Genomic DNA, 26,054 nt, shown 5'->3' with positions numbered 1-26,054 from the left:
TGTGGTACCCCATCTGTGGTACCACTAGAGTGGTCGGATCGCAACCAGGAAGGCGCGCCACAGTGGCCGAGAACCGATCACGACGAGAACTGCTGCAGGACACCGCCATCCAGGTCCTGGCCGCCAAGGGATCGCGCGGGCTCACCCATCGCCAGGTGGATCAGGACGCCGGTGCCCCTGAGGGCACGACCAAGAACTACTTCCCCACGCGCGACGCCCTCCTGGTCGCCACCGCTGAACGCCACTTCCAGACCTACGTCGAGGACGTCACGGCGCTGCGGTCGGCCACCGCGCCCTCGGATCGGGAAGGCTTCATCGCGCTACTGGCACAGATCATGCGGCGCGTACCCGGCCCGGGCCGGCCGGGCGCGGACGTCTTCGTCGAGATGCACGCCGAGGCCCTGCGCAACCCGACGGTGCGCCGACTACTCGCGGACATGATCGCCACCGACTTCAGCGTCAATGAGGCGCTGCAACGCGCCGCCGGGCTCCCCGTCACCGCCGCGACGGCCCGCGTGCTCACTCGCTGCCTCCATACTGCGACAATGGAACTGCTCACCACGCCCCCGGATGCCTTGCGCCGCATCGGATTGGACGATCTGGACGCCTTCACCCGCGAGTTGGTCGATGTCATCTATCCCGAACCGCCCGCCTCGGGGTCCGGTTCCCGGTCCAGCGCCCACTGACCAGCTCGAACCCGCAGTAGTACAACACCTTTGAGACATCTTCCGGCTTTCGCCAACCGGTCGCTACGGCGCCGCGCTGCGCGCCCCTCGTCCTCACCGGCCGGGCCGTGCCGGGGACGAGCCGACGGGATCGGCGCGGCACTGCGGGTCACTGATTTGCCGTGTTGCGGGAGTTGACAAGCTGGGCGGACAGGGTGGTGTGTGCCCATTGCCGCCATTGGGATACGGGCCAGCTCCGGTCGCGGACGAAAAGTAGGTAGAGCTCGGGGCTCAGTATCCCGAACAGGATGTCGGCAGCCCGATCGACCGTCATGTTCGCGGCGGCTTCCGGCTTGCCGAGCATGGCCCGCGCGGCCGTTTCTTGGACCAGGTAGCGCTGCTCCAGGCCTTGTTGCCGCAAGGTGTCGAGCTCGGGTTCAATCGCTGCGGCGGTATGGAGCACTTCGATGATCGGGGCGACACGGCCAAGGATTGTGGTGACCCCCTCGACGTGTGCCTGCAGATGCTCGCCCGCGGTCCGGGTGTTCATCGCCTGATGGAACCACGGGCGATCCATCGTGGCCAGGGACTCCTCGTCACCCGCGACCGTGACGTCGACCAACTCTTTGAGCATATTGCGCTTGTTCCGGAACGTGAAGTAGATCGTCTGCACCGCGACTCCCGCGCGATCGGCGACGTCCTGCAGCGATGTGTTGCCATAGCCCCGTTCGGTGAACAGTTCACCGGCGGCGGTAAGGATCCGCCGTCGGGTCTCCCGAGACTTCTGCGCCTGTTTGCCCTTGACCTGACTCATAGCCTTACCCTAGCTTTAGAGTTAGTCTCTAGAGTTAGACTCTAGTAACTGATGAACCCCGATGAAAGCGCAGCTCATGAGTAATGAATACGAATATGTGGTCTCCGCCGATCTGGTCTTCGATGGCCGGAAGGTTCTCGAACGTCACGCCGTCGCGATCACGGGCGACCGCATCGCCGCAGTCGCGCCCGCCGACCGCTTGGCCGGTTGTGGCCGGACCATCCACATCGCGGGCACCCTGCTCCCCGGCTTCATCGACCTTCATGCCCACTTGCTGCTCGACGGGGTTCCGTCCGATACGGTTCTGCGGCACGGCATCACCACGGTCCGCGATACCGGCGGTCCGCTGGTGCGAGCATCGGGCGGTGATGGAAGGCTGCGAGTTCTCACGGCCGGGCCCATCCTCACCGCACCCGGCGGCTACCCGATTCCGGTATTCGGCCAGGACGTCGCACTCGAGGTCTCCGATGTCGCCGCTGCACGCGCCGCGGTGCGCGGACTGGTCGACGGCGGCGCCGCGATGATCAAGATCGGGCTCGAGCCGGGCGGGTCGGCGGGCGCGCCGTGGACCGCTCACGAGACCACGACGCCGCCGCCGTGGCCACTGCTGTCCCCGGAGATCGTGAGCGCGATTGTCGCCGAAGCCCACGCCCACGGCTTGCGTGTCGCCGCCCATCTGAGTGGACCCGTGGGTGCCGAACTCGCCCTTGACGCCGGAGTGGACGAGTGGGCGCATGTGCCGTGCGATCCGCTGCCCGACCCGCTGATCGCGCGTGCGGCCGCCGCCGGAGTACAAGTTCTGGGCACCTTGGACACCCAGTCCCGAACTACCGGGGTCTTCCAGAACGCTGTTCGCCTGGTAGAGGCGGGCGTCCGGCTGCTGTACGGCACCGACCTGGCCCACCCCGACGTGCCCTGGGGCATAGACGCATTCGAGCTGCAGCTGATGTCGCACACCGCACGCGGGGCATTGACCCCGGCGGAGGTGCTGTCCGCGGCCACCGCGCGAGCGGGCGAACATCTCGGGCTCGCTCCGCTCGGACAGCTCGTCGAAGGCGCGCCGGCCGATCTCATCGCGGTCAACGGCAACGCCCTCGAGCGGTTCAAATTGCTCGAGTACCCCGACCTCGTTATTTCCGGTGGCGTCATCGTGGTCGAGGCGACCGGAGCGAGGAGGACCGCGGCATGAAGCATCCGTGGAATCTGTTGCTCCCCTCGGCAATCGGCGCACAGGCGGCATCACGCGCATACGCCTTCACCTTGCGCACCGTGCTCGCCCATAACGCCGGGCGACTGATGGCAGGTGATCCCGAACCCCTGCTGCGTACCTACGCCGACCACGCCACCCTGGTGCTCGACGGCACCCACTCATGGTCGGGACATCATCGTGGAAAGCCCGCGATCCGTGCCTTTTTCGAACGCTTCCTCGCCGAGCGGATCCGTGGCGAGCTGCACGAAGTCCTCGTCTCAGGCCCACCCTGGCGAACGCTGATGACCGCGCGGTTCACCGATGAGGCCATCGACCTTCGGGGCCGCGTCGTCTATCAGAACCACGCGATAATCCTGGTGCACGTCCGATGGGGAAAAATTGTGTATCAGCGCATCTTCGAAGACACCCAACGCGTCGAGCGTTTCGACGAATACCTCGCAATGTCGAATTCGGTTGAGAACCGATGAAATACACCGAGTACCGAACATTTGACGCGACCGGTCTCGCGGAACTGGTCGCGCGCCGGGAAGTTTCGCCCGCCGAGCTGCTCGAGACCGCGATCGAGCGCGCCGACCAGGTCAACGGGCGGATCAACGTGATCGTGCGGCCGATGTACGACATCGCACGCAAACGCAGCGATCAGCGACTCGACGGGCCACTGGCCGGGGTGCCGTTCCTCATCAAGGATCTGATGCAGGATTTCGCGGGACTACCCACCGGGAGCGGCTCACGGTCGATGCGTAATCAGATCGCCACCGAACACAGCGCGGTCGTCCAACGGTAGCTCGATGCGGGACTTGCCACAGCTACAAACGCGGCCAGATCGGCTCCGCGTCGGCGCGGAACCGGATCCGGCCGCACAGACAGCCACCCTCATACATCAGACGTTGACCTGTCACCGTCTCCTCTCGTTGAATTTCATTGTGACAGAAGCGAATTGAAGCCCGTGTGTTTCGTTTGGTATCGGACCCGGCTGGCGTAGAGCAGCACGGCCAGCCGGGCGGGAATTCAGGGGTGTGCCGCGCCTGGCGGGTCAGAAGCATGCGGACTGCTGAAACAGCCGGATGTTGCGGACACCGGTGGCGGCCAGGCAGAGCCGTTCAGTGCCGATGCCCAGGCCGACGCTGCGGGCGGGTCGGCGCCGTCGAGGACCGCCTTCTGCACCACCGACTGCTCAGCTGAGGCGATCAACTCATATCAGCAGCTGACCAGTCACGCCGAGCCGATCTCTTGACTCACTCTCACACCAACGGAAACGAACTGCCCGGCCCCACGAGTCAGCGGAGTTTTCGCGACTTGTCGGTACCCCCGCTGGCATCATTCAAAGAAACTCCTGGGGCGAATGCCCTGGCCTACCAATGTCGTTCATGGAGAACGCTATGCAACGTAACCAATATCCGGGATTCTGCTCCGAATGCCGAGGCGGCGTAGTACGTGACGGCGGCGTCCTTTATGGTGCCGGTGCGAGCAACACGATCGTCTGCGACTCTTGCCTGTTTGACTACTACGGCGAGAGTAAGGGGTACCTGGCCCCGCTGGCGGGGCAGCGGAGCAGATTCGTAGACCTCGCCGCTCGTACTGAGCAGGGTCGGCGCGGCTCTGACCCAGATCAACCTCAGTAGCGATCGCACGAGGTTTCGATTGCGTAGTTGCTGCTGAGTAGGTTAGGTCCGCCAGCCTTGTTGGTTCATGCGTTCGAAGTAGGCGTCGTCGGCGGCTTGTATCTCGGCTTCTGATCTCAGCCCACGCTGTTCGTCGGGGGTTTTCTGTTCGCCACCACCCAGATGCTGGAGTTGGTCGCGGATCCGCGGGTCGGCTTTGTTGACCAGATGCTTGACCTTGGCTTTTGCGTCAGCTCGTGCGTTGCGGTGGCAGTCTCGCAGCACTGCGGCGAGTTGGCTGCCGGGTGAGTGCATAGTGCCTGGGGCGATCTGCAGATCGGTGATGTCGCCGTCGGCGCTGACTTCGACGAGTACTCCACGTGCTTCGCTGCGGCCGCGCACCAGAGCGATCGCTGCGGCGAGTTGCTGGCTGTGGCTGCGGATCTCGGTGAGTTCTCGTTGAAGTTGGCGCTCCCATTCTTGGATGTCTGTAGTCACTGTGAGCGGGGACCTTTCTCGGCGGGAACCGAGTAGACCACGTCGCCGGGTTCGATTCGCGACGACACCTCGGTGGAGAAGACGAGCGAGAACTTGCCCGGCTTGGGCTGGTGGAAGTCGAGCGCTTCCAGAACTCCTCGGTAGGTTCTTCCGTCTTTCTTGTGTAACTCGACCTGTTCGCCGACCGTGAAGTCCCCGACCGCGCGGCCGACCACGAACGGAGTCGGTCTGAAACTCACTGGGAAGATGTCTTCGACGTAGAACTCACTCATTGCTCATTCCCCTTTCCCTGCGAGATATCGTTGCCAGAAGGCTTCATCGGCGGCGTATGCCTCGTCTTCCAGTTCCCTGGTAACCCCTGTTCCCACTCTGCCTTGTGCGTACTGGTCGATGTGGACGCGCTCGTGCACCAAGTTCCGTAGCAATGTCTGTTCATCGGCAAATGCGCTGGGGGCCAACGCGATATGACCCGGGGCGGTGCTGGCGCTGGCCTCCATGTAGTCGAAGTAGCGCACATCATCGGCGGAGCTGGCTACGTCCACGCGGATGCCTGTGAGGTCGACACCGGCTCGGCGGGCGTATTCCTCGATGGTTTCTTGGGTCATCGGCAGATGGTTTCCGCTTTCGAGAACCTCTTGGTTCGTGCGGGGTCCCATCCGGGAGAACAGTTGGCCATCGGTTAGTACGGCGTCGCGTCGGGCGAACGGGGTCATTTTGATTTTGGCGGCGTTGACCCAGTTGCGGACTCGCTCGAACAGCGGCTTGAGTCGTTCGGCGAGTGGTTTTACGACGTCGGTGATGAGCTTTGTCAGCTTCGTCGCGAGTTCGCCGATGAATGTCGTGATCCGGCGGGTGCGGATCGCGATACGTCCGGCCAAGGCCGCGTTGCCAACCCATTCGGACAGGGTTGCCGTGAACGGCGCCAGCGCCGCGAATGCGACCTCGCCCGCAGCGGTTTCGATGGCGATTCCGCGGAGTTCCTCCAGGATCTTGTGGTGTGCTTCGTCGAGGTGGTGGGCGTACTCGCCGCAGGCATCGCCGAGTGTTTGGCATGCATCGGCCAACGCGGTGAAATCCGTTTGCCGGGTCTGGCAGGTGCTGGCGGCGATCTCGATCTCGGGTGACTGTTGATTGTTGAGGAGCTCAACCGCCGTGGGGCTAGACCGGCGACGGTGCGGTAGTCGGCCGCCGCAGTGTGCCAGGCAACCTTGGCGGCAGTCAATTGGTCCTGGTGACCGTTTGGCCAAGCGAACCCGACGGCATCCTTGATGATGGGCCATCCGAACGGTTCAGGGATTCCATCCCCGGCTGCTGAAGGGGCGTCTCCCGGGAGGCAGGGATCGGTCGAGAGTTGTGGTGTGCTGGGCGGTTGTTGATCGGCTGGGTTCGCGTTTGTCTCGGCGACCTGGTGGTTGTATGCACCCGCCACGATCAGATTCCTGGTCTGGCCGCACGCGGTTGCCAGTTTTGATGAGGTCGATATCGCCAGCTCGGCGGCTTCGTCGTAGCCTGCCGCCCACTGCCCGCCGACGCTGTCGCTGCCAGCCATCCCCGCGTACGTGGTCAGCACTGCGACCAGCGCGGAGTGGGTGGTTACAGTGTCGGTAGACATCTGGCCGAAAACCTCACCGGCAGAGGTGTATTCAGCACCTCGGTGCACGATGAGCGGCACTGTCGGTGTTGTCACTGCGGCCACATCCCGACGTTCGTTTGAACTGCGGTGGCGTAACTCGTGTGCGCTCGACGGGCCACCTCACGCAACTCGTCGAGGTTTTCCCGCATCTCTGCGGCACCCGCCATCCAACTATCGTGCGCGGCGCGCTGCGCCTGGGCTGCCTTGCTCGACCACCTCTGGTGCAGGTCAGCGATATGCCGGTCGACTTCACCCAACCAGTCCTCAACGGTGCGCCCGAACTTGTCCATCGTATCGATCGCGGCATCGAGCTGCTCGAGGTCCTCGCGGTAATCATCACCGGTCACGGCAGATCCAATCCCTGTAGCCCGGTGATCGCATCCTGGTTGGCCGTGTCACGCGTCTCGTACTGGTTCGCGGCTTCAGCGAGGTTTGCCGAGGATTCCTCCAGCGCGGCGATGACCGTCTCGGCACCGTGCTTCCATTCGAGCCAGGACTCGTCGTAGGCGCTGGCGGCTTTGCCTTGCCATCCATCGGCGAGAAGTTCCTTACCGATCGTGTCGTCGAGCTTCTTCAGCTCATCTCGGATCGCCTGGGCCTTACCCGAGGTAAATCGTGCCGCCTCGCGTAGCCGGTCCACCTCGACCTGGAGCTCCCCGGACACCCCCGCCTCCCTCCGTCGTGCAGCTCGCCCCTGAACTATATGACGCATAGCGCACCCGCCTGGTTCCACACCATGGCATGCCTGGACAGCTGGGGCCCGTTGAACCGGCTGGCGGATGTTGAGCTATTCACTCACGAATGGATCAGCCGGTTCAATGAGTCCTGGCTGATGCGCCGGGCTCCGCCGCGGCACTGGAAGTCTCCCCACTTGAGCGGCCGTTCTCGTCGATCATGCTGGCGGGGACCGCGATGATTGGATGCCGCGTGGCGGCGGATGTGCGGCTACCGAACGTGTGGAGGGGACTTGTTGGTGGATCAGCGATGGGGCGGTCGGAGGACGTACTGGATGGGTGGGGCGCTCAGGCATTGGCTGATAATGCGGAGATCACGGTGGCACGCAAGGAGTTTGAGTGTACTGGCTATGTCACGGTTGTTTCCTGCTCAGCTGCGGTCGGCGGTCGCCTTAGAAGCTCTGCGGTTGGTAGAGTCCAGGGGTGTCCGGCGTGATCTCGTTCTCGCCGCGACCGGATGCACGCCGCGGCGGATGCGGAACGTGACTCGGGCCGATATCGCGTGCAATGGTTCGGTGATCGAGGCGATCTACCATTCAGCGACGACTACACAGCTGCTGTCGGCCGTGGCCGGGGAACCGGTATTTCCTGTCCGTACGAGCCCGAACAGTTCGTGATCACCAGGCTGGAGGAAGCTGGTGATACGCATGGATGGCATTGGGACGATTACAGTTTCGCATTGGTGTGGGTGGCGGAATGTCCACCGGCCGATCGAGGTCGCGGGCGCGAAATCCGACGGGAGGTCTGGGACGGGCCGCCGGACCCGTCGGGCATTGTGGTGCCGGTCGCGTGTGGTTGGCGACCGGCATCGTGGTGGCCGAGGTCCGAAGCGACACGATATCCCCAACGAACGCGAGACTCCCCGGCCGGAGGCCGCCCCGTTCCGCCGGATCGGGGCGTCTGACCGCCGAAAAGGCAACGGACTGTGGGTGATAACCACCCAGTCGAGGTGCAATCGGTCGGGCTGCGAATACGAATCCTGGACATAAGTACCAACCAGCGACGGACGGGAACGGGGTGGTGCAGTGGTGACGCAAAGGGATGCGGCCGAATCAGGCGAACCAACGCCCGACAACGCAGAGACCCCGCCAGCGGCACACGAACGGGCGGATCGTTACGAGCGGATCTTCGGAATTCTTCTCGGGCCGCAACACTATGGCCGGACGCGGCAACAGCCACCCTCTGCCAAAGAGCTCAGAGCGGCCCGTTTGGTTCTTCATCACGGCTTTCCTGGCGATCATCTTGTCAGCCGTCAAGTAATCCCCCAGGTGAGGGGTAGTGCGAGTCAAGACCCTCGGCATCGAAGCCGACGTCACCCGGGCCGCGCTCTACAGCACCTACGTTCATCTCGAGGAGGAGTTCGAACGACGGCGCGCGGAACTTCGTGAGGCCGGTGTGGTCACCGATCCCCGCGATGCGCGGATAGCTAGGCTCGAGGAAGTGATCGAGAAGCTGAGGGCGCGAATCATAGAGCAGGACAATGTAATCGCCGAACACACCTCCTTCTGGATCCAGGCGGTATCGCAACTGGCCGCGGAGCACGACGAGATTGTCCGTCTGCGTGCGGCTCTCGCCGACGACGCCACCAATGTCACCAGCCTGCCACGACAAGCGAGCTGAGCGGCACCGCTCTGTAGGGGCGATCAGAGAACCCGGTACGACTCCGGCCAGGTGTGCCCGCATGTCGGCCGTAGAATGCTTCACCAGAAGGGTGCTCCTCAAACTGCAATATTCGATCTTCAGCAAATCGAAATATCGCAGCTCAGAGCACCTTTCGCCATTCCATGACACCATTACCGCAGATCACCATGACTGGTCGAGGCTAACTGATTAGGAAATCGCTTGCGCGGCAAAGTTTTGGACAAGGTGGTCGGCTCGGCCGCCGATGTGGTTGCAGATATCGCCTCAGGATCGATCATCGGTGGGCGGCTGCGGCTTCGCACTGTGTGGCATTCCGTTGGCGCTGATCGACCAGGGCGCCACCGATCTGAAGGCGGTGTCGAAAAACTGCGGTGTCGACGACGCGGGCCTCGGGCCGCTGCTGGCGGCACATCGGCTGCGCCGGGTCATCGCGGCCTATGTGGGTGAGAACAAGGAATTGCCCTGAAGAGGGGTAGCTGAACCGGTGAAGTGCCGAGCGCTACGGGAGGGCTCGTCGGTGAGTATCTCGTAGCCGCCGTCTCGATTCCGTACGGGGAAAAGGCAGTGACGTCGCGTGGCTGGGACTTGGGCGCTTCCACCCCGGCGGTCATGTCGGTGTCGACGTAGCCGAAGTGCAGTCCGGTGACGCGGATGCCGCGCGGGAACGAGGTCCAGGCGCAGGGAGTTGGTCTGCGACCATTGGCGATCTTGGAGCCGCTGTAGGAGCCGGACGGGGCGAGCCAGGAGAGTACGGAGTGGACGTTGAGGATGTGCGCCGCTGTTGCGCTCGATGATTGGGGCGAAGACGCGGTGGCGAACTCGGTCAGGTGCTGGAAGAGGAACGCGTGGCCGGGGTCGCTGTAGAGGACGACAGGGTGAGGCCGCCACCGCGCGCTCTTCCGGCGCTATATGCTGAGGTACACCATTAAGTAGGACCTGCATATGGGCGAAATCGACTCGTTCAAAACTCAGCGCGACGTGATTTCCGCTGTCCCGGTGGAGCTGGCAGATGCTGGATTCGTCGATGCCGAGGAGATCGGTCACGGTGGGTTCGGCGTGGTGTATCGGTGCAGGCAGACGGCCTTGGATCGGACTGTGGCGGTAAAGGTTCTGACTGCCGACCTCGAGGAGGGTAACCGGGAACGGTTTATTCGGGAACAGCGGGCGATGGGGCGGCTGACCGGGCATCCGAACATCGTGGCAGTGCTGCAGGTGGGCACCACCGCGTCCGGTCTGCCGTATCTGGTGATGCCCTATTATCGGCAAGATTCCCTCGACGCCCGAATCCGTCGGCATGGTCCGCTATCGGTGGAGGAGACGCTGCGAGTGGGTGTGAAGGTTGCCGGGGCGCTGGAGGCCGTACACCGGCTCGGCATCCTGCACCGGGATATCAAACCCAGCAACATCCTGATCACCGATTACGGTGAGCCGGCGCTGACCGATTTCGGGATAGCGCGTATTTCTGGCGGATTTCGCACCGCCACTGGCACGATAACGGGTTCGCCGGCATTCACCGCACCGGAGGTGCTGGCGGGTGCGGAGCCGACTGCGGCGGCCGATGTCTACGGTCTGGGCGCTACCTTGTTCGCCGCGTCGACCGGGCATGCGGCATGCGAGCAACGCAGCGGCGAACAGGTGGTGGCCCAGTTTTTGCGGATCACCACCCAGCCGACACCGAATCTGGGCGAGCACGGCATCGACGAGGACCTCTCGCGGGTGATCGAATATGCCATGGCCCATGCTCCCGCGCAGCGGCCGGCCACTGCGGCGTTGGGTGAGCAACTGCGGCAGCTGCAGGTCGAGCGCGGGTGGCCGGTCGATGACATGGCGGTGCGGGCCGTAGCGGGTACCGAGCAGCAAGAGGACACCCCGGTTCCATTGATTCCGCTGATCACCGGCCGGTCGTCAGGGCCTCGGCCCGTATCATCCAGTGCGCCGGTGAGCGCAAAGGTGTTTCTTCCCTTGGAGCTGACACGCTTCGTCGGCCGCCGCACGGAATTGACCGAGGCCAAGAGTCTGTTGGCGAGCTCGCGGCTGGTGACGTTGACCGGGATCGGTGGCGTGGGCAAGACCCGACTGGCGTTGCGGGTCGCGACCGATGCGCAACGCGACTTCGCTGACGGGGTGTGCTTGGTCGAGCTCAGCGAGCTGCACGATGGTGCCCTGCTGCCCGGGGTGATCGCCGCCACCGTGGGGTTGCGCCCGCGCGGACAGTCGGTGCTCGACGTGCTGATCGAATACCTGGCGCCCTTGCGGTTGCTGCTCGTGCTCGACAATTGCGAACAAATCGTGGACGCGGCAGCGAAGGTTGTCGAGAATTTGCTGCGGGCGTGCCCGGAGCTGCGGATCCTCGCGACCAGCCGCGAGCCGCTGGTCATCGGCGGAGAATCTGTACTGCGGGTGCGGCCGCTGGCCGTTCCGCATCGGGAACTGTCGCTGCGGGTTGCGCCTCGCTACGACGCGGTCACGCTGTTCGTCGAACGGGCCGCCGCTGCCGTGCCCGCCTTTGTGCTCACCGAGGGCAACCTCGCCCCGGTGGCCGAGATCTGCCGCCACCTCGACGGACTGCCGTTGGCGATCGAGTTGGCTGCAGCTCGGCTGCGGGCGCTGTCACCGGAGCAGATTCTGGCGCGGCTCACCGACCGATACGCACTGCTGACCCGCGGCAGCCGCGGCGCGCCGAGCCGTCAGCAGACCCTGCGGTTGTGCATCGACTGGAGTTACTCGCTGTGCACCTCTGCCGAACAGCAGGTGTGGGCACAGTTGTCGGTGTTCGCCGGCGGTTTCGAACTCGACGCCGCCGAGCAGGTGTGCCGCAACGATCTCGCAGCGGAGGATCTGCTCGATGTGCTCACCGCCCTGGTCGACAAGTCCATCCTGATCCGCGAGGAGTCGGACTCGGTGGTGCGGTTCCGGCTGCTCGAGACGGTGCGTGACTACGGCCGTGACAAACTCGAGGAAGCAGGCGCATATCCGCACTTGCGGCGTCGGCACGGGGACTGGTACCGCAAGCTCGCCGAGGCCGCGGAGGCCGACTGGTTCAGCCCCCGCCAGCTCGATTGGATCGCCCGCCTCGACCGCGAACAACCGAACCTGCGGGAGGCATTGGACTTCTGCCTGACCGACACCCAAGCGGGATCCGACGCCGCGCTGTCCTTCGCGGCAGCGATGCAACTGTTCTGGTTCGCCCGAGGCCAGCACGGTGAGGCTCGGCACTGGCTCGACCGCGCCCTCGCCGTCGGGCCCGCTACTGCCACGCCAGCACGCGCCAAGGCGTTGTGGCGCGTCCGACTGGTGAGCGAGGCCGATCTTCCTGCCGCATCCGCACTGGTCATGCAGGGGCAGGCGCTGGCCGAACAGACCGAGCATCCGATCGTGCACGCGTTCGCCGATCTCATCCAAGGTCTGCACGCGGTCCGCATCGGCGACTATCCGCGCGCCCGCGCCCCTACGGAGGCCGCTCTCGAGACCTTCGTTGCGCACGGCGACGTCTACGGACAGGTCTGGGCCCTGATCGGGCTCGGATGGGTGCACACATTTGGGGAGGACAGCGCAGCAGCTCTCTCGTACTTCGAGAAGGCCCTCGCGATCACCGAATGCTGTGGCGAATCCGCACATCGGTCAATTGCCTTGTGGGAGGCGGCGGTCGCCGCGTGGCGCAAGGATGATCGCGACCGTGCGCTGAGGCTGCTGCGGCAGGGCCTGCAGCTGGCCAGGCGGCTAAAAGACCCGGTCATGGCCGCGTTTGCCCTGGAGGCACTGGCCTGGATTGTGGGAGCCCAGGGCAGCGCCCGCCGCGCCGCGGTCTTGTTGGGCGCCGCGCAGGCACTGTCTGAGGCGATCGGTGGCTCCGCCGTATTTTTCCCGGACCTGGCGGTTCACCATGAGGACTGCGAGCGCGCCGCTCGTCACACGCTCGGCAGTCGGTCCTTCGATACCGCCTACCGTGAAGGCGCCGCATTGGGTCTCGAGGCCGCGACTGGCTACGCGCTAGGAGAGGAACCGAGGGCTGCGGCTGCTGGTCCGGCGGAGCTGACCAGACGGGAGCGGGAGGTGGCCGCCCTCGTCGCCGAAGGCCTGACCAACAGGGCCATCGCCACTCGCCTGGTGATCTCCCTGCGCACCGCTCAGGGACACGTCGAACACATCCTGACGAAACTCGGATTCACCTCGCGTGCCCAGATCGCCGCCTGGGTCGCCGAGCGGAGCCGACCCGCACACAGTTGAAGGTGCAGTGGACGAATCCGTGCTCATGCGAGGGGTGTGGTGTCGTCTAGGAAGTAGTACCGGTATGCGCCAACGGAATTGGGGGTCGGCAAGCGGCGGGCGAGGATGCGGCTATGTTGTGGTGCAACCGGTTTCGTCGCAGTCGAGGACGGCGACAGAGAATCCGTCGCCGGGGGAGGCGATGGACAACATCGCACAATTCCACTGCCACCAGCGACGGCCACGCGCGACGGCACGCGATCGCCCGCGTGCTGACTGTCGCCGACAAGTGGGTGATCGAGCTGGAGCGGGAGCATAGCATAGCGTCGCCGACAATGTTGTGATGTCCGTATTATGTTGAGTTGTAACGTTTTTCGGTACTGTGGTGGAAGTAGCTGCGTGGGGGCGGTTGTTACGTTGTGTCGATTGATGGCCGTACGGCCGGAGCCGCTGCCGCGCAACCCCGGCGGCAAGGTACTCGAGAAAGGTCTCCGCACCCAGACGCAGTGGTCGGCCGTGAGAACCTGAGCCCGCCCCTCGGCGGCATCATGAAACCCGAGCGCGCCCTCGGCGTCACCAGTGCACAACCATCTCGGGGGCTGGTGACGCCGAGGCTGCATCTCACGGCAGAATCGGCCCGCGGTATGTCCTCAGCGAGTGACAGCGGGGTTGATGATCCAGTGTGATCGGCGGTACTTGTTCTCGCTGATCGGCAGTCCTCCGGCAACGGTGTCAACAAATATCCGCAGGCACCATTGCGGAAAAGAACGGTCGGAGGTTTTCGCGCAACCGGATATCTTCCTGCGCAGAGGAAGTCTCAGCGTGGTGCTCGAGGTCAAGCTCGCTGAAGAATGTCATCGGTGCTCAGCGCCTGACGTGCCAAAGCTTGTGCTGCCTCGTGGTATTGCGCGTTGAGGATGTCCACGAGGTCCGCGACGGTCAGGTTCTTCTTGATCGCGCCGATGCCCTGTCCTGCGCCCCAGATGTCCCGCCAGACCTTGGCGTCTGCGTTGCCTCCGGAACCGAAGTTCATGGTGGAGGGGTCGGATTGAGGGAGATTGTCCGGATCCAGGCCAGCGGCGGCGATGCTGCCGCGCAAGTAGTTCCCATGGACGCCGGTGAACAAGTTGCTATACACGATGTCCTTGGCCGAGGACTCGACGATCATCTGTTTGTAGCCCGCAGCCGCGGTGGCCTCGACGGTGGAAAGGAACGCCGAGCCGATGTATGCGAGATCGGCGCCCGCGGCCTGGGCGGCGAGAATGGAACGGCCATGAGCGATGGCGCCTGACAGCAGCAACGGCCCATCGAACCACTCACGGATTTCCTGAACGAGCGCGAACGGTGACTGTGTGCCGGCATGGCCGCCGGCGCCGGCGGCCACGGCGATGATGCCGTCGGCGCCCTTTTCGATGGCCTTGCGAGCGAACTCATCGCTGATCACATCGTGCAAAACGATTCCGCCATAGGAGTGGACGGCCTCGTTGATGTCCGGACGCGCGCCGAGGGAGGTGATCACGATCGGAACCCGGTGCTCGACGATCACCTCCATGTCTTGTTCGAGGCGGTCATTGGTGCGGTGGACGATCTGATTCACGGCGAACGGGGCCACAGCGGCGTCCGGGTTCGCCGCACTGTAAGACGCGTTCTCCTCGGCGATCCGGTCCAACCAGTCCGCCAGCTGTGACGCCGGACGGGCGTTCAAGGCTGGGAAAGATCCGATCACCCCGGCCTGGCATTGAGCGATCACCAACTCGGGGCCGGAGGAGATGAACATCGGTGAGCCCACCACGGGCAGGGCGAGCCGACCGGACAGAGCGGCAGGTAAGGCCATGATGCGTCCTTCAAAGGTTTGTGATCGCGCGGCAGAGAGGGCCGCTCGAAGATTGCGCTCTGACGAAGCTAGCGCCGCAGCGGCCATTATGCAACAAGTTGTATAAACTGCTATGTCATATATCACACCTCCGATGAACTGGGCGAATGGTCTCGGTCATCCAGTGCTGGCAGAGGCCACAATGTCGCCTGTTCTGCCACCGCGGCCGCCGCTTTCGTCGCCGGTCCTCTAGCATCGGGCTGTGGCTCTGCAGTTTGCGATCCTGACCGCGCTGACCGAACGGGAATCGACCGGTATCGAACTCGCTCGGCGTTTCGATCGCGCATTCGGGTACTTCTGGTCGGCCACGCACCAGCAGATCTATCGCGAGTTGGATCGGCTCAGCGGCGGCGGCCTGGTTGCCGAAGTGCCTCAGCCGGAGGCTCCCGGACGTGGCCAGCCGAAGCGCTTTTCGATCACGCCAGCGGGTACCGCCGCGCTGCGTGGGTGGGCGGGTGAAGTCGATGAGCCGACTCAACCACGAGAATCCGTAGCCGTGAGGTTGCGAGCCGCGGCCGCCGTCGGAGACTTCGCGGGTGTCCGAAAGGCGGTCGCCCACCATCTAGAGGTGCACGAAAGGACGTACGCAACCTACCGGCAGATCGAGGCACGTGATTTCTCTGTCATCGGTGATGACTCTGACACCCTGAGGCATCTGGTGCTGAAAGCGGGCCTCGAAACCGAACGTGTCTGGGCGGACTGGTGTCGCGAAGTCGTCGACGCGCTGGACGCTATGCAGAAGTCGAACGAATTGTCATGATCGTGTCCTTTGGCCTGTGCTCGAGACACGTGGTCGGGCACGCCGTCGCCCACTTCGGGCGGATCTCCAAATCCCTGCATGTGCTGCGCCTGGCCGACGACGAACCCCACCGCCACGAATCAAAGCTCAGACCCGACCTCACCGAGGGCCGCCACGACCTCGCGCAGTAGAGCGGATCGGTGGAGAAGTGGCAGAACGACCGGATCGCCTCGGAGCAGTTGCACCAGTTGCGGCACTCTCGGTTGACCCACACCGCGGAGAGGGGCGTGTGCACGCTGGTGCTGATGAAGCTGTCCGGGCATACGTCGGTTCGCAGCCTCGCGAAGTACGCGCGGGTGTCCGACGAAGGTCTCCTGAACTTCCAGGGGTGGGAACCGAATACGCCGCGCGTCGTCATGGCCGGCGGTCGGTCGAATAGTTCCGTGGCCGGGACAGGAACATGCTCGGCTTCCAGACACCGAAATAGGTCCAACGCGTTCATGCCAGCGGCGCGGGCGGCCTCCCACACCTCACCCGACAGCGGATGCGCCCGACCTCAACGAGGCGACGACGACGATGTTGCGGTGCTCGAGGTGTCGATGGCACTGCGCCGACAGGCACAGCGTGTAGGCGGCACGATCCACCGTTTCCGCCGGTAGGTGCTGGAAAGGCCGACCAACCCATGCCACTGCCCGAAAACCCTTCCCCCACACCGGCTGCCGCCGGTTCTGGATCGCCGCTGCCGGCCGTGCGCTGGCACCGGCGTGACGGGCCAGCCCGCATCAGCGGCCCGGCCGGAACCGGAAAGTCGATTGCTGTGGTGTGATCGCGAACAGATGTTTCGGACCGAGCTCGGAGACGGCCTGTTCCATGGAGGCATGCACCATGTCGTAATCCCGAACATCGGCGCTGAGTCCGATTGCCCCAGGGCCGATGGATTCCGCGGCGCTCTTCGCCTTGACGAGATCGCGGCCGAGGACGGCGATTCGTGCGCCCAATTCTGCGAAGCGCCTGGCGATTCCGAGATTGATCCCGCTCGTGCCACCGGCTACGAATACTGTGCGATCGGCCATTAGATCTGGTTTGAACGAGGCCAGGTCGTTCCCTTCGATGTGGGGTGCAGTTGCTGGAATTCGCGCGGTTGGCTGATCAGACTCGGCGGAGGTTCATGCCGCCGTCAGCGGCGATGGCGACGCCGTTGATCAACGCGGCATCGTCGGATGCGAGATAGGTAGCCAGGGTGGCGATTTCGTGGGTGGCGCCGAGGCGGCCCTGGCCGGCGGTGACCATCTGCTCGAATGAGCCTCCCGTGACCGAGGCGAACTGGGCTGTGGAGCGTTCGACCATGCTGGTGTCGATGAAGCCGGGGCAGATGGCGTTGGCGCGCACGCCGAAGTCGCGCAGTTCGAGGGCGATGGCCTCGGTCAGGCGGACGATGCCGCCCTTGGTGGCAGAGTAGGCGCCCAGCAGTGGGAAGGCGACCAAGCCCGCCAGTGATGCGATGTTGACGATGGCGCCGCCGCCGTCGAGCAGCGCCGGGACGGCGTGCTTGTAGACCAGCCAGGTGCCACGCAGGTTGACCGCGACGAGGCGGTCGAAGTCCGCTTCGGACATCTCGTGCAGCGGGGCCATGACTTCGATGCCCGCGTTGTTCACCAGAATGTCGAGACCTCCGAGTTCGGCGGTCGCGGTGCCGACCGCGGCGGCGACGCTTTCACTCGAACGCACATCGCAGTCGACACCGATGGTGCCCTTGCCGATTTCGGCGGCGGCCTTGTCGGCCCCTTCGATGTCGGCGATCGCGACTCGGGCGCCGGCGTAGGTGAAAGCGTCGGCGATGGCGCGGCCGATGCCGCGGTGTCCGCCGGTGATCAGGGCGCGCTTACCCTCCAGGGTCGTGCTCATGTCGATACCTTTCGGATTGTGAATGATTGTGGGGTGAAAGATGATTCAGGGAAGCGTGGTGACCGTCAGCTCGCCTGCGGCGTGCAGGGCGCGGAGGCGTTTCTTGTCGAACTTGCCGACGCTGGTCTTGGGGATCTCCTCGACGAACGTCCAGTTCTCGGGGAGCTGCCATTTGGCGAATTTCCCGGCCAGGTGATCGCGCAGGTCCTCCGGTGTGGTTTCCGCGCCAGGCAAGAGAACCACTGCGACGAGCGGGCGTTCGTCCCACTTCTCGTCGGGCACTGCGATCACCGAGGCTTCCGAGACCGCGGGATGGCCCATGACGGTGTTCTCCAGATCCACCGATGAGATCCACTCGCCGCCCGACTTGATCACGTCTTTGGCGCGATCGACCAAGGTGAGGTAGCCGTCAGGGGTGATCCGACCGACGTCGCCGGTGCGGAGCCAGCCGTCGTGGAACTTGTCCGGGTCTATCGATGCCCCTTCGGGGGAGTAGTAGCTACCGGTGATCCAGGGCCCGCGAACCTCGAGCTCGCCCATGGCTTTTCCGTCGTTCGGCAGCACGCTGCCGTCGTCGGCGACGAGTCGTGCCTGGACCGCGGCGGGGAATCGGCCCTGGGTGTATCGATAGGCCCACTCCTGCTCGCCCGAAACACCCGCGGGTGGGTGCCCCACGCTTCCGATCGGGGAGGTTTCGGTCATGCCCCAGGCGTGCACCAACTGCACCCCGTACGTGTCCAGGAATGTGTGCATCATCGAGGGCGGCAATGCCGTTCCGCCCACCACCACGGTGCGCAGGTACGAGATGTCCTGCGGCTGTGCGTCCAGTGTGGCCAGTACGCCACCCCAGATTGTCGGGACGGCGGCGCCGAAGGTCGGTCGCACCGCGGCCATCATCTCGAGCAGTGGAGCGGGCTGCAGGAAACGGTCCGGCAGCAACAGATTGGCGCCCGACATCAGTGCCCCGTACGGGATTCCCCAAGCATTGGCATGGAACAGAGGCACGATGGTGAGGACCGTGTCCGACTGATCGAAGCCGAGACCGTTGGGCGAGATCACCTCCATGGCGTGCAACCAGTTCGAGCGGTGGGTGTAGGCGACGCCTTTGGGGTCTCCGGTGGTGCCGGAGGTGTAGCACATGCCGGAGGCGGAACGTTCGTCGACGATCGGAAAATCGTAGTAATCCGGCTGTGTCGCAAGCAGCTCGGTGTAGGAGTGCACCTGTACGCCGTCGGGGGCCGTCAGCTGTGATGTGTCGCGGCCGGTCACGATCACGTGTCGGACCGTCGTCAATTTCGGCAGATACTGGGCGAACACCGGAGCGAGCGAGGCGTCGACGATAACCACCTGATCCGCCGCGTGGTTGGCCACATAGGCCAACTGGTCGCCGGCGAGCCGGATGTTGAGGGTGTGCAGCACCGCGCCCATGGCGGGTATGGCGATGAACGCGACCATGTGCTCGTTGTTGTTCCACATGAAGGTGCCGACGCGATCGCCGATCTCGACCCCGAGGCCGCGCAATGCGTTGGCCAGACGCGCTGCATCGGAACCGATTTCGCGGAACGTCTGGGTGCGGATGGTGTCACCGGTCCAGGTCGACACCGTCGCGTCGCCCCGGAAGGTGGACGCGTATCGCAGCAGCGTCGCCAGTGACAGCTGCTCGTCCTGCATGGTGCCAAACATCGCCTACTTGCTCCCTTGCATGTTTCGTGCCTGACCGTGGCTCCGGTCACCTGCGCCGTGATCAGTCCAGTTAATCCAGTTCGGGATGTCTTGTGGAGATGAGCGGGCGAAGACAGGTATGCGAACGGGTATGGGGTGGGGTATTCCAACCCCTGTGCGCGGGGTCACAGACGGCCATGCTCTGTGGCATGAGTTCAACGCAAGTCGATGTCGTGATCGTCGGCGCGGGCTTTTCCGGCCTGTACGCCACCCACCGTCTCCGCAATGTGCAAGGGCTGTCCGTACAGTGCTTCGAAGCGGCGCCGGGGCCGGGTGGTGTCTGGCACTGGAATCGTTACCCGGGTGCGCGCTGCGATTTCGAAAGCATCTTCTATTCCTTCTCGTTCGACGAGGAGCTGCAGCGGGAGTGGCGCTGGACCGAGCGATTCGCCGCCCAGTCGGAGATCCGTGCCTACCTCGAGCATGTCGCCGATCGGTTCGATCTCCGTCGCAGCTTCCGATTCGAAACCCGGGTCACCTCGGTGATTTGGGATGACCAGGCCCAGCATTGGGTGGTGGGCACCGACGACGGCGCCGTAACCACCGCCCGGTACTTCATCAATGCCGCCGGGGCGTTTTCGGTGTTCAAGAAGAACGACTTCCCGGGTGAGCAGGACTTCCGCGGCACCGTCGTGCACACCAGCCTCTGGCCCGCCGAGGGTGTCGATCTGGCAGGCAAGCGCGTGGCCGTGATCGGCACCGGGTCCACGGGGATCCAGGTCATCCAGACGATCGCCGAGCAGGTCTCGGAGTTGACCGTCTTCCAGCGGACCGCGAATTTCGCTTGCCCGCTGGGGAATCGGCCGCTCACCGACGAGGAGTTCGCGCAGACCGTCGCCGAATATCCGAAGCTGCGCGCGGAATCGCGTAATGCCATGGCCGGTGCGGCGTATCCGCGGGCGACCCGATCGGCGCTGATGGATACGCCCGAGGAACAGCGCAAAGTCTATGACCAGTACTACCGTGGCGGCGGGTTCCGGATGCTCGCTTCCACCTACTACGACCTCATTTTCAATCCGGCCGCGAATCAGACTGCGGCCGACTACATCCGGGATCGAATCCGCGAGCGCGTGACCGATCCGAAGGTCGCGGAGTTGTTGTGCCCCAACGACCATCCGTACGGCACCAAGCGGGCGACATTCGAGACCGGGTACTACGAGACCTTCAACCTCCCGCACGTTCGCCTGGTCGACGCCCGCACCACGCCGATCGAGCGGATCACCGAGAAGGGAATCGCCACCACGGACCGGGAGTACGAGTTCGATGTGATCGTGCTCGCCACCGGATTCGACGTCGGCGCGGCCGGGCTCATGCGCATGGGGGTCGTCGGGCGTGAAGGCCGGCAGCTCGCCGAGCATTGGGCGCACGGACAGCGCGCCTACATCGGCATGGCCACCCACGGATTCCCGAATCTCTTCCACGTCAATGGTCCTCAGAGCGCGGCGGCGCTGTTCAACAACCCGATCGCGATCGAGGACAGCGTCGACTTCATCGGTGGCCTGATCGGATACGCGGACGCCCACGGCCACAAGACCGTCGAGGTCACCGCGGCGGGGGAGGACCGCTATAACGATCTGGTCCGGGAGGTGGCCGAGTCCACGCTGTTCCCGACGGCGACCACCTGGTACATGGGTGACAACATCCCGGGCAAGGCACGGACCCCGCTCTCGATGTTCACGGGTGCGCCGATGTACCGAGCGCTGTGTGCCGAGGTCGAGGCCACCGAATACGGCGGATTCGCGCTGGACGGAGTGGACCGCCCGGTGCCGAACACGATGCGGCTCGACGGTTCGGCGGTGTTCTTCCTCGCCGGACTGATGAACATCGGGGCCAAACCGCTCGAGGAATGCTCTCTCGAGGAAGCGCGGGCCGCCATCGACGGCTTCAAGCTTTTCCAGCTTCCCGCGCCTTCCGATGTCAGCATCGTCGAAACCACCTTCCCCATCGACGGTGGCGAGCGCCCTGTCCGGTTGTATCGGCCGGAGGCGGAGGGCCCGTTGCCCGTGGTGGTGTTCATCCACGGCGGCGGCTGGGTCGCGGGCACACTGGACTCCTTTGACGAGCCGTGCGCGACGCTGGCGCGCATGACCGGAGCCCTGGTCGTATCGCCGGATTACCGGCTCGCTCCGGAACATCCGTTCCCGGCGGCTCCCGACGACACGGTGGCGGCCCTGCGCTGGGCGGCCGATCACATCGCCGACTTCGGTGGCGATCCCGAGCGCATCGCCGTCGGTGGTGAGAGCGCCGGAGCGAACCTGGCCGCGGTCGCCGCGCTGCGCGTGCGGGATGAGGGCGGACCGCGCTTGCGCGCCCAGATCCTCGTGACCCCGCCGACCGACCCCCTCGCCGACACCGAATCGCGGAAGGTGTTCGCGAACGGCCCGGTCGTCTCTGTCGGTGCGGGTGCGCGGATGACGATGTTGTACCTCGCCGATCCGGCCAACGCGGTGAGCCCATGGGCCGCTCCGGCCCGGGCCGCCGACCTGACGGGTCTGCCGCCCACGCTGGTGATCAGCGTGGAGATCGACCCGTTGCGCGACGAGGCCGAGGACTACGCGCACGCGTTGGCGGCGGCCGGTGTGCCGACTGAGCTGCGGCGATTCGACGGGTTGTTCCACACCGCGTACTCGCTCTCCGGCGCGATTCCGAAGACGGCCCGCATCCAGGAGGCGATTGCGGAATTCCTGGCGCCCCTGCTGGCGGCCGAGCCGTCCGCAGCGGTGACCGCCGGATAAGGCGGCAGTTTCGATGTCCGAACAGATGCTCGCTCGCGTGAGTCGCGTTGCGACGGAATGGCTCGACCTACGATTGCTTCATGAGCAGTGCCCTTGTTCCTCGACGCGGAGGAAACCCGGTTGGTCCAGCTCTAAGCCGGCTCATTGCACGACGACACGACCTCGAGCTGGCCGGGCGGGCGCTGTCGGAATCGAGACTGCTGACCTTCACCGGTCCAGGTGGAGTGGGCAAGACCAGGCTCGCCCTGGAATTGGCCTACCGCAGCCGACGGAATTTTCCGGATGGAGTGTGGCTTGCTCCGCTCACCGACCTGGGCATCGGGGCGGGGGTTTCTGAGGTCGAATCGGCGATCATCAGCGCCCTCGGGGTCGGCGACCTGTCGGTCGCCGACCCTCGGGACCGGTTGCTGTCGTTCGTGCGGAACCGAAATCTCATGCTGGTCATCGACAACTGTGAGCATGTCCTGCCGGCAGTCCGGCAGCTGTTGCCGGTCCTCTTGCGCGAAGCGACCCAGTTGCACGTGGTAGCCACGAGCCGGGAGCCGATCGGTGTCGCCGGTGAGGTGCTGCGTCCGGTCGCGCCGCTGAGCGTGCCCGAACCGGGCACTCCCACAACGCAATTGGTGATGGACGGTTCTGTCAGCCTGTTCGTGGAGCGAGCGCATGCGATCGACCCCGATTTCGAGATCACCCAGGGCAACGCCGAGGCGGTGATCGAGCTGTGCAATCTGCTCCAGGGGATTCCCTTGGCGATCGAGCTGGCGGTGGTCAAGTTGCGGGCTCTCACCGTCGAGCAGGTGGTCGAGCGATTCGGTCACCGGCTCACGGCGCTGACCGCACCGTCGATCGGTCCGGAGTCCCGCCACGGGTCGCTGCGGGCGATGGTGGATTGGAGCTACGAGCTGTGCCCACCGGCCGCGCAGGTGCTGTGGCGTCGGCTGTCGGTCTTTCCGGCCTCGTTCGATCTCGAACTCGCCGAGGCGGTTTGCGCGTTCGGTGAGCTGCGACGTGAAGACGTGGTGGGCATCGTCGAGCGCCTCGTGGGGCAGTCGATCCTGCTGACCGACCGCGATAGCGGCGGGATGCGATATCGACTGCTCGCTCCGCTGCGCGAGGTTGCCGCTGAATTGGCCGAACAGGCGGGTGAAGGCGTGGACCTCGACCGCCGCCATCGGGACACGATGTTGCGACGTGCTCAGACGATCGTGGATCGATGGTGGGGTCCGAATCAGGAGACCCTGCTCGCGCGGATGCACCTGGACCATGCCGGATACGTCGCGGCGATCCAATGGAGCACCGCGACCGAGGGCGAGCAGCAGGAGGGACTCCGACTACTCAGCCTGCTGCGCTACCACTGGCTGTCGGGTGGGCTGCTCGCAGAAGGCCGAATGCGATTGGAAGCGCTGCTGGCCGCGGCCGCCGAACCCACTCCGGCGCGAGCCGAGTGCGTCTGGGTGGTCATCTGGATAGCACTGCTGCAAGGCGATCGCGAGCAAGCCGCGCGCTGGCTGTCCGAACTCACCGCGCTCTTCGAGACGCTCGGAGATCGGCGGCTGGAGACGCACATTCATCAATGGACGGCATTGCTCGCCATGTTCGCAGGTGACCTCGGCAACGCGGTCGCCGGGTTCGAGGCGGCGATCGCGGGATACCGTGCGGCCGACGACCCCTACTTGGCGGTTTCTGCCCGGTACATGCTGGCCTGCGCTCTGGCTCTCGCCGGTCGCGCTTCGGAAGCGTTGGCGGTCAGTAGTAGTGCCGTAGCGACATGCGAAGAATGGGGAGACCGATCCGCTCGGGCGTATGCGTTATGGACGGCGGGCATCGCCCTGTGGAGCCTTGGGCGCCTCGACGAGGCGGAGCGATCGGCCCGCGAGGTGTTGCGACTGCAGCAGATTCTCTCGGATGGCATATGCGTCGCACTGACCACGGATCTGCTGGCCTGGGTGGCTTATGACCGTGGCGAGGCCGAGCGGGCGGCCGGATTGGCCGCTGCCGCCGGGCATGTGTGGCGTTCGCTGGGGACGTCCCTGGACGCCTTCGGCCCACAGCTGTCCGAATCCCTCGAGCGCCACACCCCGCCGCGTTCGGAATGGTCGACGCCGGAACGAGGTCCGTCCGCCGACCGCATTCGGGATCTCGGTGACGTTATCGAGCTAGGACTGGGACCGGAGGAACACACCGTCGGCGGATCGCGCGTGGCGGCGCAGCCGTTGACCAAGCGGGAACTCGAGGTGGCCGCTCTCGTCGAGATCGGTCTGTCGAACCGTGAGATCGCGCAGCGGTTGGTCATCTCGAAGCGAACGGCCGACGGCCACATCGAGCGGATCCTCGGGAAACTGGGGTTCACGTCCCGGGCACAGATCGCCGCGTGGATGGCGCGGCACACCAAATCTCAACTCTGGCAATTGCCGTGGCCTGTGAGGGGCGGTCGCGGCAGCAGTAGGGAGCACAATGCGACGCACGATCTATGACACCGACCATGACGACTTCCGGGATTCGGTGCGAGGATTCGTCGGCCGGGTCCTGGAGCCTCGGCATGAACAGATGCTGGCGGACAAGACGATTCCGCGTGACATCTGGAAGGAAGCCGGGACATAGGGGCTGCTCGGCCTGGCGATACCGGAACAGTACGGCGATGCCGGAGCTGATGACTTCCGATTCAATACCATTGTCGCGGAGGAGATTTCGTCACTGAGCCTGGGAGTCGCCTCATGCTTCAGCATCCACTCCGATGTGTGTCCGCCCTACCTGGTCGAGTTCGGCACCGAGGAACAGAAGCGGCGATGGCTGCCAGGAATGGCCGCGGGGGAGCTGATCTGCGGTATCGGCATGACCGAACCCTCGGGTGGCTCCGATCTCGCGGCATTGAAGACGGTCGCGATCCGCGACGGTGAAGACTGGGTGCTCAATGGGGCGAAGACGTTCATTACCAATGGCTTTCAAGCGGACCTGGTGATCGTCGCCGCGCGAACCACGCCAGGTGCGGGTGCGAAGGGCATCACCTTGTTCATGGTCGAGGACGGCATGCCCGGATTCACTCGCGGGCGCAAACTCGACAAGGTCGGCCAGGACGAGGCCGACACCGCGGAGCTGTTCTTCGATCAGGTACGGATTCCTGATGCCAACCGCATCGGCGAGCTGGATCGAGGTTTCATCGCCATGATGCGGCTGCTGGCGCAAGAGCGGCTGGCCACTGCCGTCACCAATGTCGGCCATGCCGCCCAGATCCTGCGCGAAACGCTCGATTATGTGAAGCAGCGCGAGGCTTTCGGGCAGCCGGTAGGGACGTTCCAGTACAACAAATTCACCCTCGCCGAGATGGCGACCACAATGGACGTCACGACGACGTTCCTCGACCATTCGGTGATGGCGCATGTTCGTGGTGAGCTGTCCGCCGTCGACGCCGCCAAGATCAAATGGTGGTCATCGGAAGTGCAGAACCAGGTCTTGGACCGCTGTGTGCAGTTGCACGGCGGATACGGTTTCATGAACGAATACCGTGTCGCGCGAGCTTGGCGTGATGCCCGCATCACCAAGATCTGGGGCGGCACCAACGAGATAATGAAGGAACTCATCGGCCGAGAGCTCGGCCTATGAGGTCGACACAGATCACCCGTAGCCCCAGCGGGGCGAAGTGGGCGATCTGTGGCTGCCACATGGTCTTGTCGAAAAGGAAGCCGTGCACGAGAACCAGCGCGGGGCCGGTGCCGTGATCGGTGAATCCGGCAGTGCCGAAGGGGGTTTCGACGGACGGCATCAGCCGACCGCGATATCCGACGGATGCGTGGCCAGCGCCGTCACGCTGATGCGCATGTGGGGGAACAGCGGCAGATTCCACAGAATGTCGTGCAACTCCTCGACATCGGCGACGTCGAAAATGCTCAGATTCGAGTACTTTCCGGCGATCCGCCAGATATGCGCCCATTTCCCGGATCGCTGTAGGTCCTGGCTGTATGCCTTTTCCTTCGCCAAGGTCGCGGCCTTGACACCGGGGTCGATATCGACGGGCAGTTCGACATCCATCGTTACCGCGAACAGCACCTTCGTCTCCAGATCTCGTCTTGTGGTGGCAATC

23 protein-coding genes and 1 pseudogene are annotated in these 26,054 nt (G+C 64.6%); 12 read left to right on the top strand and 12 right to left on the bottom strand.

Annotated elements, in window-relative coordinates:
- Nucleotides 1-62: 62 nt before the first annotated feature.
- Nucleotides 63-686: a TetR/AcrR family transcriptional regulator gene (locus tag ACFYOW_RS16250; protein ID WP_387288550.1), complete on the top strand. Its 624-nt coding sequence runs from the start codon at nt 63-65 to the stop codon at nt 684-686.
- Between the two features lie 148 nt (nt 687-834).
- On the opposite strand, the gene ACFYOW_RS16245 is transcribed toward ACFYOW_RS16250, so the two are convergent.
- The gene (locus tag ACFYOW_RS16245; RefSeq protein WP_387288548.1) at nt 835-1,479 is read right to left on the bottom strand and encodes a TetR/AcrR family transcriptional regulator; all 645 of its coding nucleotides are present in this window, start codon (nt 1,477-1,479) and stop codon (nt 835-837) included.
- 76 nt (nt 1,480-1,555) lie between these two features.
- Between ACFYOW_RS16245 and ACFYOW_RS16240 the strand changes: the two genes are divergently transcribed.
- The 3 genes from ACFYOW_RS16240 to ACFYOW_RS16230 are packed head-to-tail and all read left to right on the top strand — an operon-like array spanning nt 1,556 to nt 3,473.
- Nucleotides 1,556-2,668 carry an amidohydrolase family protein gene (locus ACFYOW_RS16240; protein ID WP_387288547.1) on the top strand — a complete coding sequence of 371 codons (1,113 nt, stop codon included), beginning with the start codon at nt 1,556-1,558 and terminating at the stop codon, nt 2,666-2,668.
- Complete coding sequence (locus tag ACFYOW_RS16235; RefSeq protein ID WP_387288545.1) at nt 2,665-3,156, top strand: nuclear transport factor 2 family protein; 492 nt, start codon at nt 2,665-2,667, stop codon at nt 3,154-3,156. The genes ACFYOW_RS16240 and ACFYOW_RS16235 overlap by 4 nt, the downstream gene beginning before the upstream one ends.
- Nucleotides 3,153-3,473 carry an amidase family protein gene (locus ACFYOW_RS16230; protein WP_387288543.1) on the top strand — a complete coding sequence of 107 codons (321 nt, stop codon included), beginning with the start codon at nt 3,153-3,155 and terminating at the stop codon, nt 3,471-3,473. Before ACFYOW_RS16235 ends, ACFYOW_RS16230 begins: the two co-directional genes overlap by 4 nt.
- Before the next feature lie 880 nt (nt 3,474-4,353).
- On the opposite strand, the gene ACFYOW_RS16225 is transcribed toward ACFYOW_RS16230, so the two are convergent.
- From ACFYOW_RS16225 to ACFYOW_RS16205, 5 genes are all read right to left on the bottom strand, one after another.
- Nucleotides 4,354-4,788, bottom strand: coding sequence for a hypothetical protein (locus ACFYOW_RS16225; protein ID WP_387288541.1), 435 nt, complete (start codon nt 4,786-4,788; stop codon nt 4,354-4,356).
- Nucleotides 4,785-5,060 carry a hypothetical protein gene (locus tag ACFYOW_RS16220; protein WP_387288539.1) on the bottom strand — a complete coding sequence of 92 codons (276 nt, stop codon included), beginning with the start codon at nt 5,058-5,060 and terminating at the stop codon, nt 4,785-4,787. The genes ACFYOW_RS16225 and ACFYOW_RS16220 overlap by 4 nt, the downstream gene beginning before the upstream one ends.
- A gap of 3 nt (nt 5,061-5,063) precedes the next feature.
- Nucleotides 5,064-5,852 carry a DUF4157 domain-containing protein gene (locus ACFYOW_RS16215; protein WP_387288537.1) on the bottom strand — a complete coding sequence of 263 codons (789 nt, stop codon included), beginning with the start codon at nt 5,850-5,852 and terminating at the stop codon, nt 5,064-5,066.
- 619 nt (nt 5,853-6,471) lie between these two features.
- Nucleotides 6,472-6,768 (bottom strand): WXG100 family type VII secretion target, encoded by a 297-nt coding sequence (locus ACFYOW_RS16210; protein WP_387288536.1) that lies wholly within the window; start codon nt 6,766-6,768, stop codon nt 6,472-6,474.
- Nucleotides 6,765-7,085 (bottom strand): WXG100 family type VII secretion target, encoded by a 321-nt coding sequence (locus tag ACFYOW_RS16205; protein ID WP_387288534.1) that lies wholly within the window; start codon nt 7,083-7,085, stop codon nt 6,765-6,767. The genes ACFYOW_RS16210 and ACFYOW_RS16205 overlap by 4 nt, the downstream gene beginning before the upstream one ends.
- A 1,348-nt stretch (nt 7,086-8,433) precedes the next feature.
- Between ACFYOW_RS16205 and ACFYOW_RS16200 the strand changes: the two genes are divergently transcribed.
- The 3 genes from ACFYOW_RS16200 to ACFYOW_RS16190 all read left to right on the top strand — a co-directional run bounded on the left by ACFYOW_RS16200 (nt 8,434) and on the right by ACFYOW_RS16190 (nt 13,023).
- The gene (locus ACFYOW_RS16200) at nt 8,434-8,775 is read left to right on the top strand and encodes a hypothetical protein (protein WP_387288532.1); all 342 of its coding nucleotides are present in this window, start codon (nt 8,434-8,436) and stop codon (nt 8,773-8,775) included.
- A 301-nt stretch (nt 8,776-9,076) separates the two neighbouring features.
- Entirely contained in the window at nt 9,077-9,262 is a 186-nt protein-coding gene (locus tag ACFYOW_RS16195) for a CoA-transferase (protein WP_387288530.1), read from the top strand.
- Nucleotides 9,263-9,738: 476 nt separating this feature from the next.
- Nucleotides 9,739-13,023: a protein kinase gene (locus ACFYOW_RS16190; RefSeq protein ID WP_387288528.1), complete on the top strand. Its 3,285-nt coding sequence runs from the start codon at nt 9,739-9,741 to the stop codon at nt 13,021-13,023.
- Nucleotides 13,024-13,837: 814 nt separating this feature from the next.
- Here ACFYOW_RS16190 and ACFYOW_RS16185 read toward each other — a convergent pair.
- Nucleotides 13,838-14,836, bottom strand: coding sequence for an NAD(P)H-dependent flavin oxidoreductase (locus ACFYOW_RS16185; RefSeq protein ID WP_387288836.1), 999 nt, complete (start codon nt 14,834-14,836; stop codon nt 13,838-13,840).
- Between the two features lie 241 nt (nt 14,837-15,077).
- Here ACFYOW_RS16185 and ACFYOW_RS16180 point away from each other — a divergent pair, with 241 nt between their 5' ends.
- Nucleotides 15,078-15,635: a PadR family transcriptional regulator gene (locus tag ACFYOW_RS16180; RefSeq protein ID WP_387288526.1), complete on the top strand. Its 558-nt coding sequence runs from the start codon at nt 15,078-15,080 to the stop codon at nt 15,633-15,635.
- Complete coding sequence (locus ACFYOW_RS16175) at nt 15,632-15,805, top strand: hypothetical protein (protein ID WP_387288525.1); 174 nt, start codon at nt 15,632-15,634, stop codon at nt 15,803-15,805. Before ACFYOW_RS16180 ends, ACFYOW_RS16175 begins: the two co-directional genes overlap by 4 nt.
- A 591-nt stretch (nt 15,806-16,396) precedes the next feature.
- On the opposite strand, the gene ACFYOW_RS16170 is transcribed toward ACFYOW_RS16175, so the two are convergent.
- The 3 genes from ACFYOW_RS16170 to ACFYOW_RS16160 form a co-directional block, all read right to left on the bottom strand.
- Nucleotides 16,397-16,687 (bottom strand): SDR family NAD(P)-dependent oxidoreductase, encoded by a 291-nt coding sequence (locus ACFYOW_RS16170; RefSeq protein WP_387288523.1) that lies wholly within the window; start codon nt 16,685-16,687, stop codon nt 16,397-16,399.
- A gap of 76 nt (nt 16,688-16,763) precedes the next feature.
- Complete coding sequence (locus tag ACFYOW_RS16165) at nt 16,764-17,519, bottom strand: SDR family oxidoreductase (RefSeq protein ID WP_387288521.1); 756 nt, start codon at nt 17,517-17,519, stop codon at nt 16,764-16,766.
- A gap of 45 nt (nt 17,520-17,564) precedes the next feature.
- Nucleotides 17,565-19,202 (bottom strand): long-chain fatty acid--CoA ligase, encoded by a 1,638-nt coding sequence (locus tag ACFYOW_RS16160; RefSeq protein ID WP_387288519.1) that lies wholly within the window; start codon nt 19,200-19,202, stop codon nt 17,565-17,567.
- Between the two features lie 188 nt (nt 19,203-19,390).
- Here ACFYOW_RS16160 and ACFYOW_RS16155 point away from each other — a divergent pair, with 188 nt between their 5' ends.
- The 3 genes and pseudogenes from ACFYOW_RS16155 to ACFYOW_RS16145 all read left to right on the top strand — a co-directional run bounded on the left by ACFYOW_RS16155 (nt 19,391) and on the right by ACFYOW_RS16145 (nt 25,576).
- Nucleotides 19,391-21,976: an alpha/beta hydrolase fold domain-containing protein gene (locus tag ACFYOW_RS16155; RefSeq protein ID WP_387288517.1), complete on the top strand. Its 2,586-nt coding sequence runs from the start codon at nt 19,391-19,393 to the stop codon at nt 21,974-21,976.
- Nucleotides 21,977-22,200: 224 nt separating this feature from the next.
- Nucleotides 22,201-24,450: an ATP-binding protein gene (locus ACFYOW_RS16150; RefSeq protein ID WP_387288515.1), complete on the top strand. Its 2,250-nt coding sequence runs from the start codon at nt 22,201-22,203 to the stop codon at nt 24,448-24,450.
- Nucleotides 24,431-25,576: pseudogene (locus ACFYOW_RS16145) on the top strand (acyl-CoA dehydrogenase family protein). The gene ACFYOW_RS16150 and the pseudogene ACFYOW_RS16145 overlap by 20 nt, the downstream one beginning before the upstream one ends.
- Here the strand turns inward: ACFYOW_RS16145 and ACFYOW_RS16140 are convergent.
- Together ACFYOW_RS16140 and catC are read right to left on the bottom strand one after the other, a co-directional pair.
- The gene (locus ACFYOW_RS16140) at nt 25,551-25,736 is read right to left on the bottom strand and encodes an alpha/beta fold hydrolase (RefSeq protein WP_387288513.1); all 186 of its coding nucleotides are present in this window, start codon (nt 25,734-25,736) and stop codon (nt 25,551-25,553) included. The pseudogene ACFYOW_RS16145 and the gene ACFYOW_RS16140 sit on opposite strands and share 26 nt — an antisense overlap.
- Entirely contained in the window at nt 25,736-26,020 is a 285-nt protein-coding gene (gene catC, locus ACFYOW_RS16135; protein WP_387288511.1) for a muconolactone Delta-isomerase, read from the bottom strand. Before catC ends, ACFYOW_RS16140 begins: the two co-directional genes overlap by 1 nt.
- Nucleotides 26,021-26,054 lie beyond the last annotated feature (34 nt).

It is taken from the genome of Nocardia sp. NPDC006982 (genome assembly GCF_042869435.1).
GTDB lineage: Bacteria > Actinomycetota > Actinomycetes > Mycobacteriales > Mycobacteriaceae > Nocardia.
The sequence above is the reverse complement of the archived record's forward strand: the minus strand, read 5'-3'. Positions and strand labels throughout refer to the sequence as shown.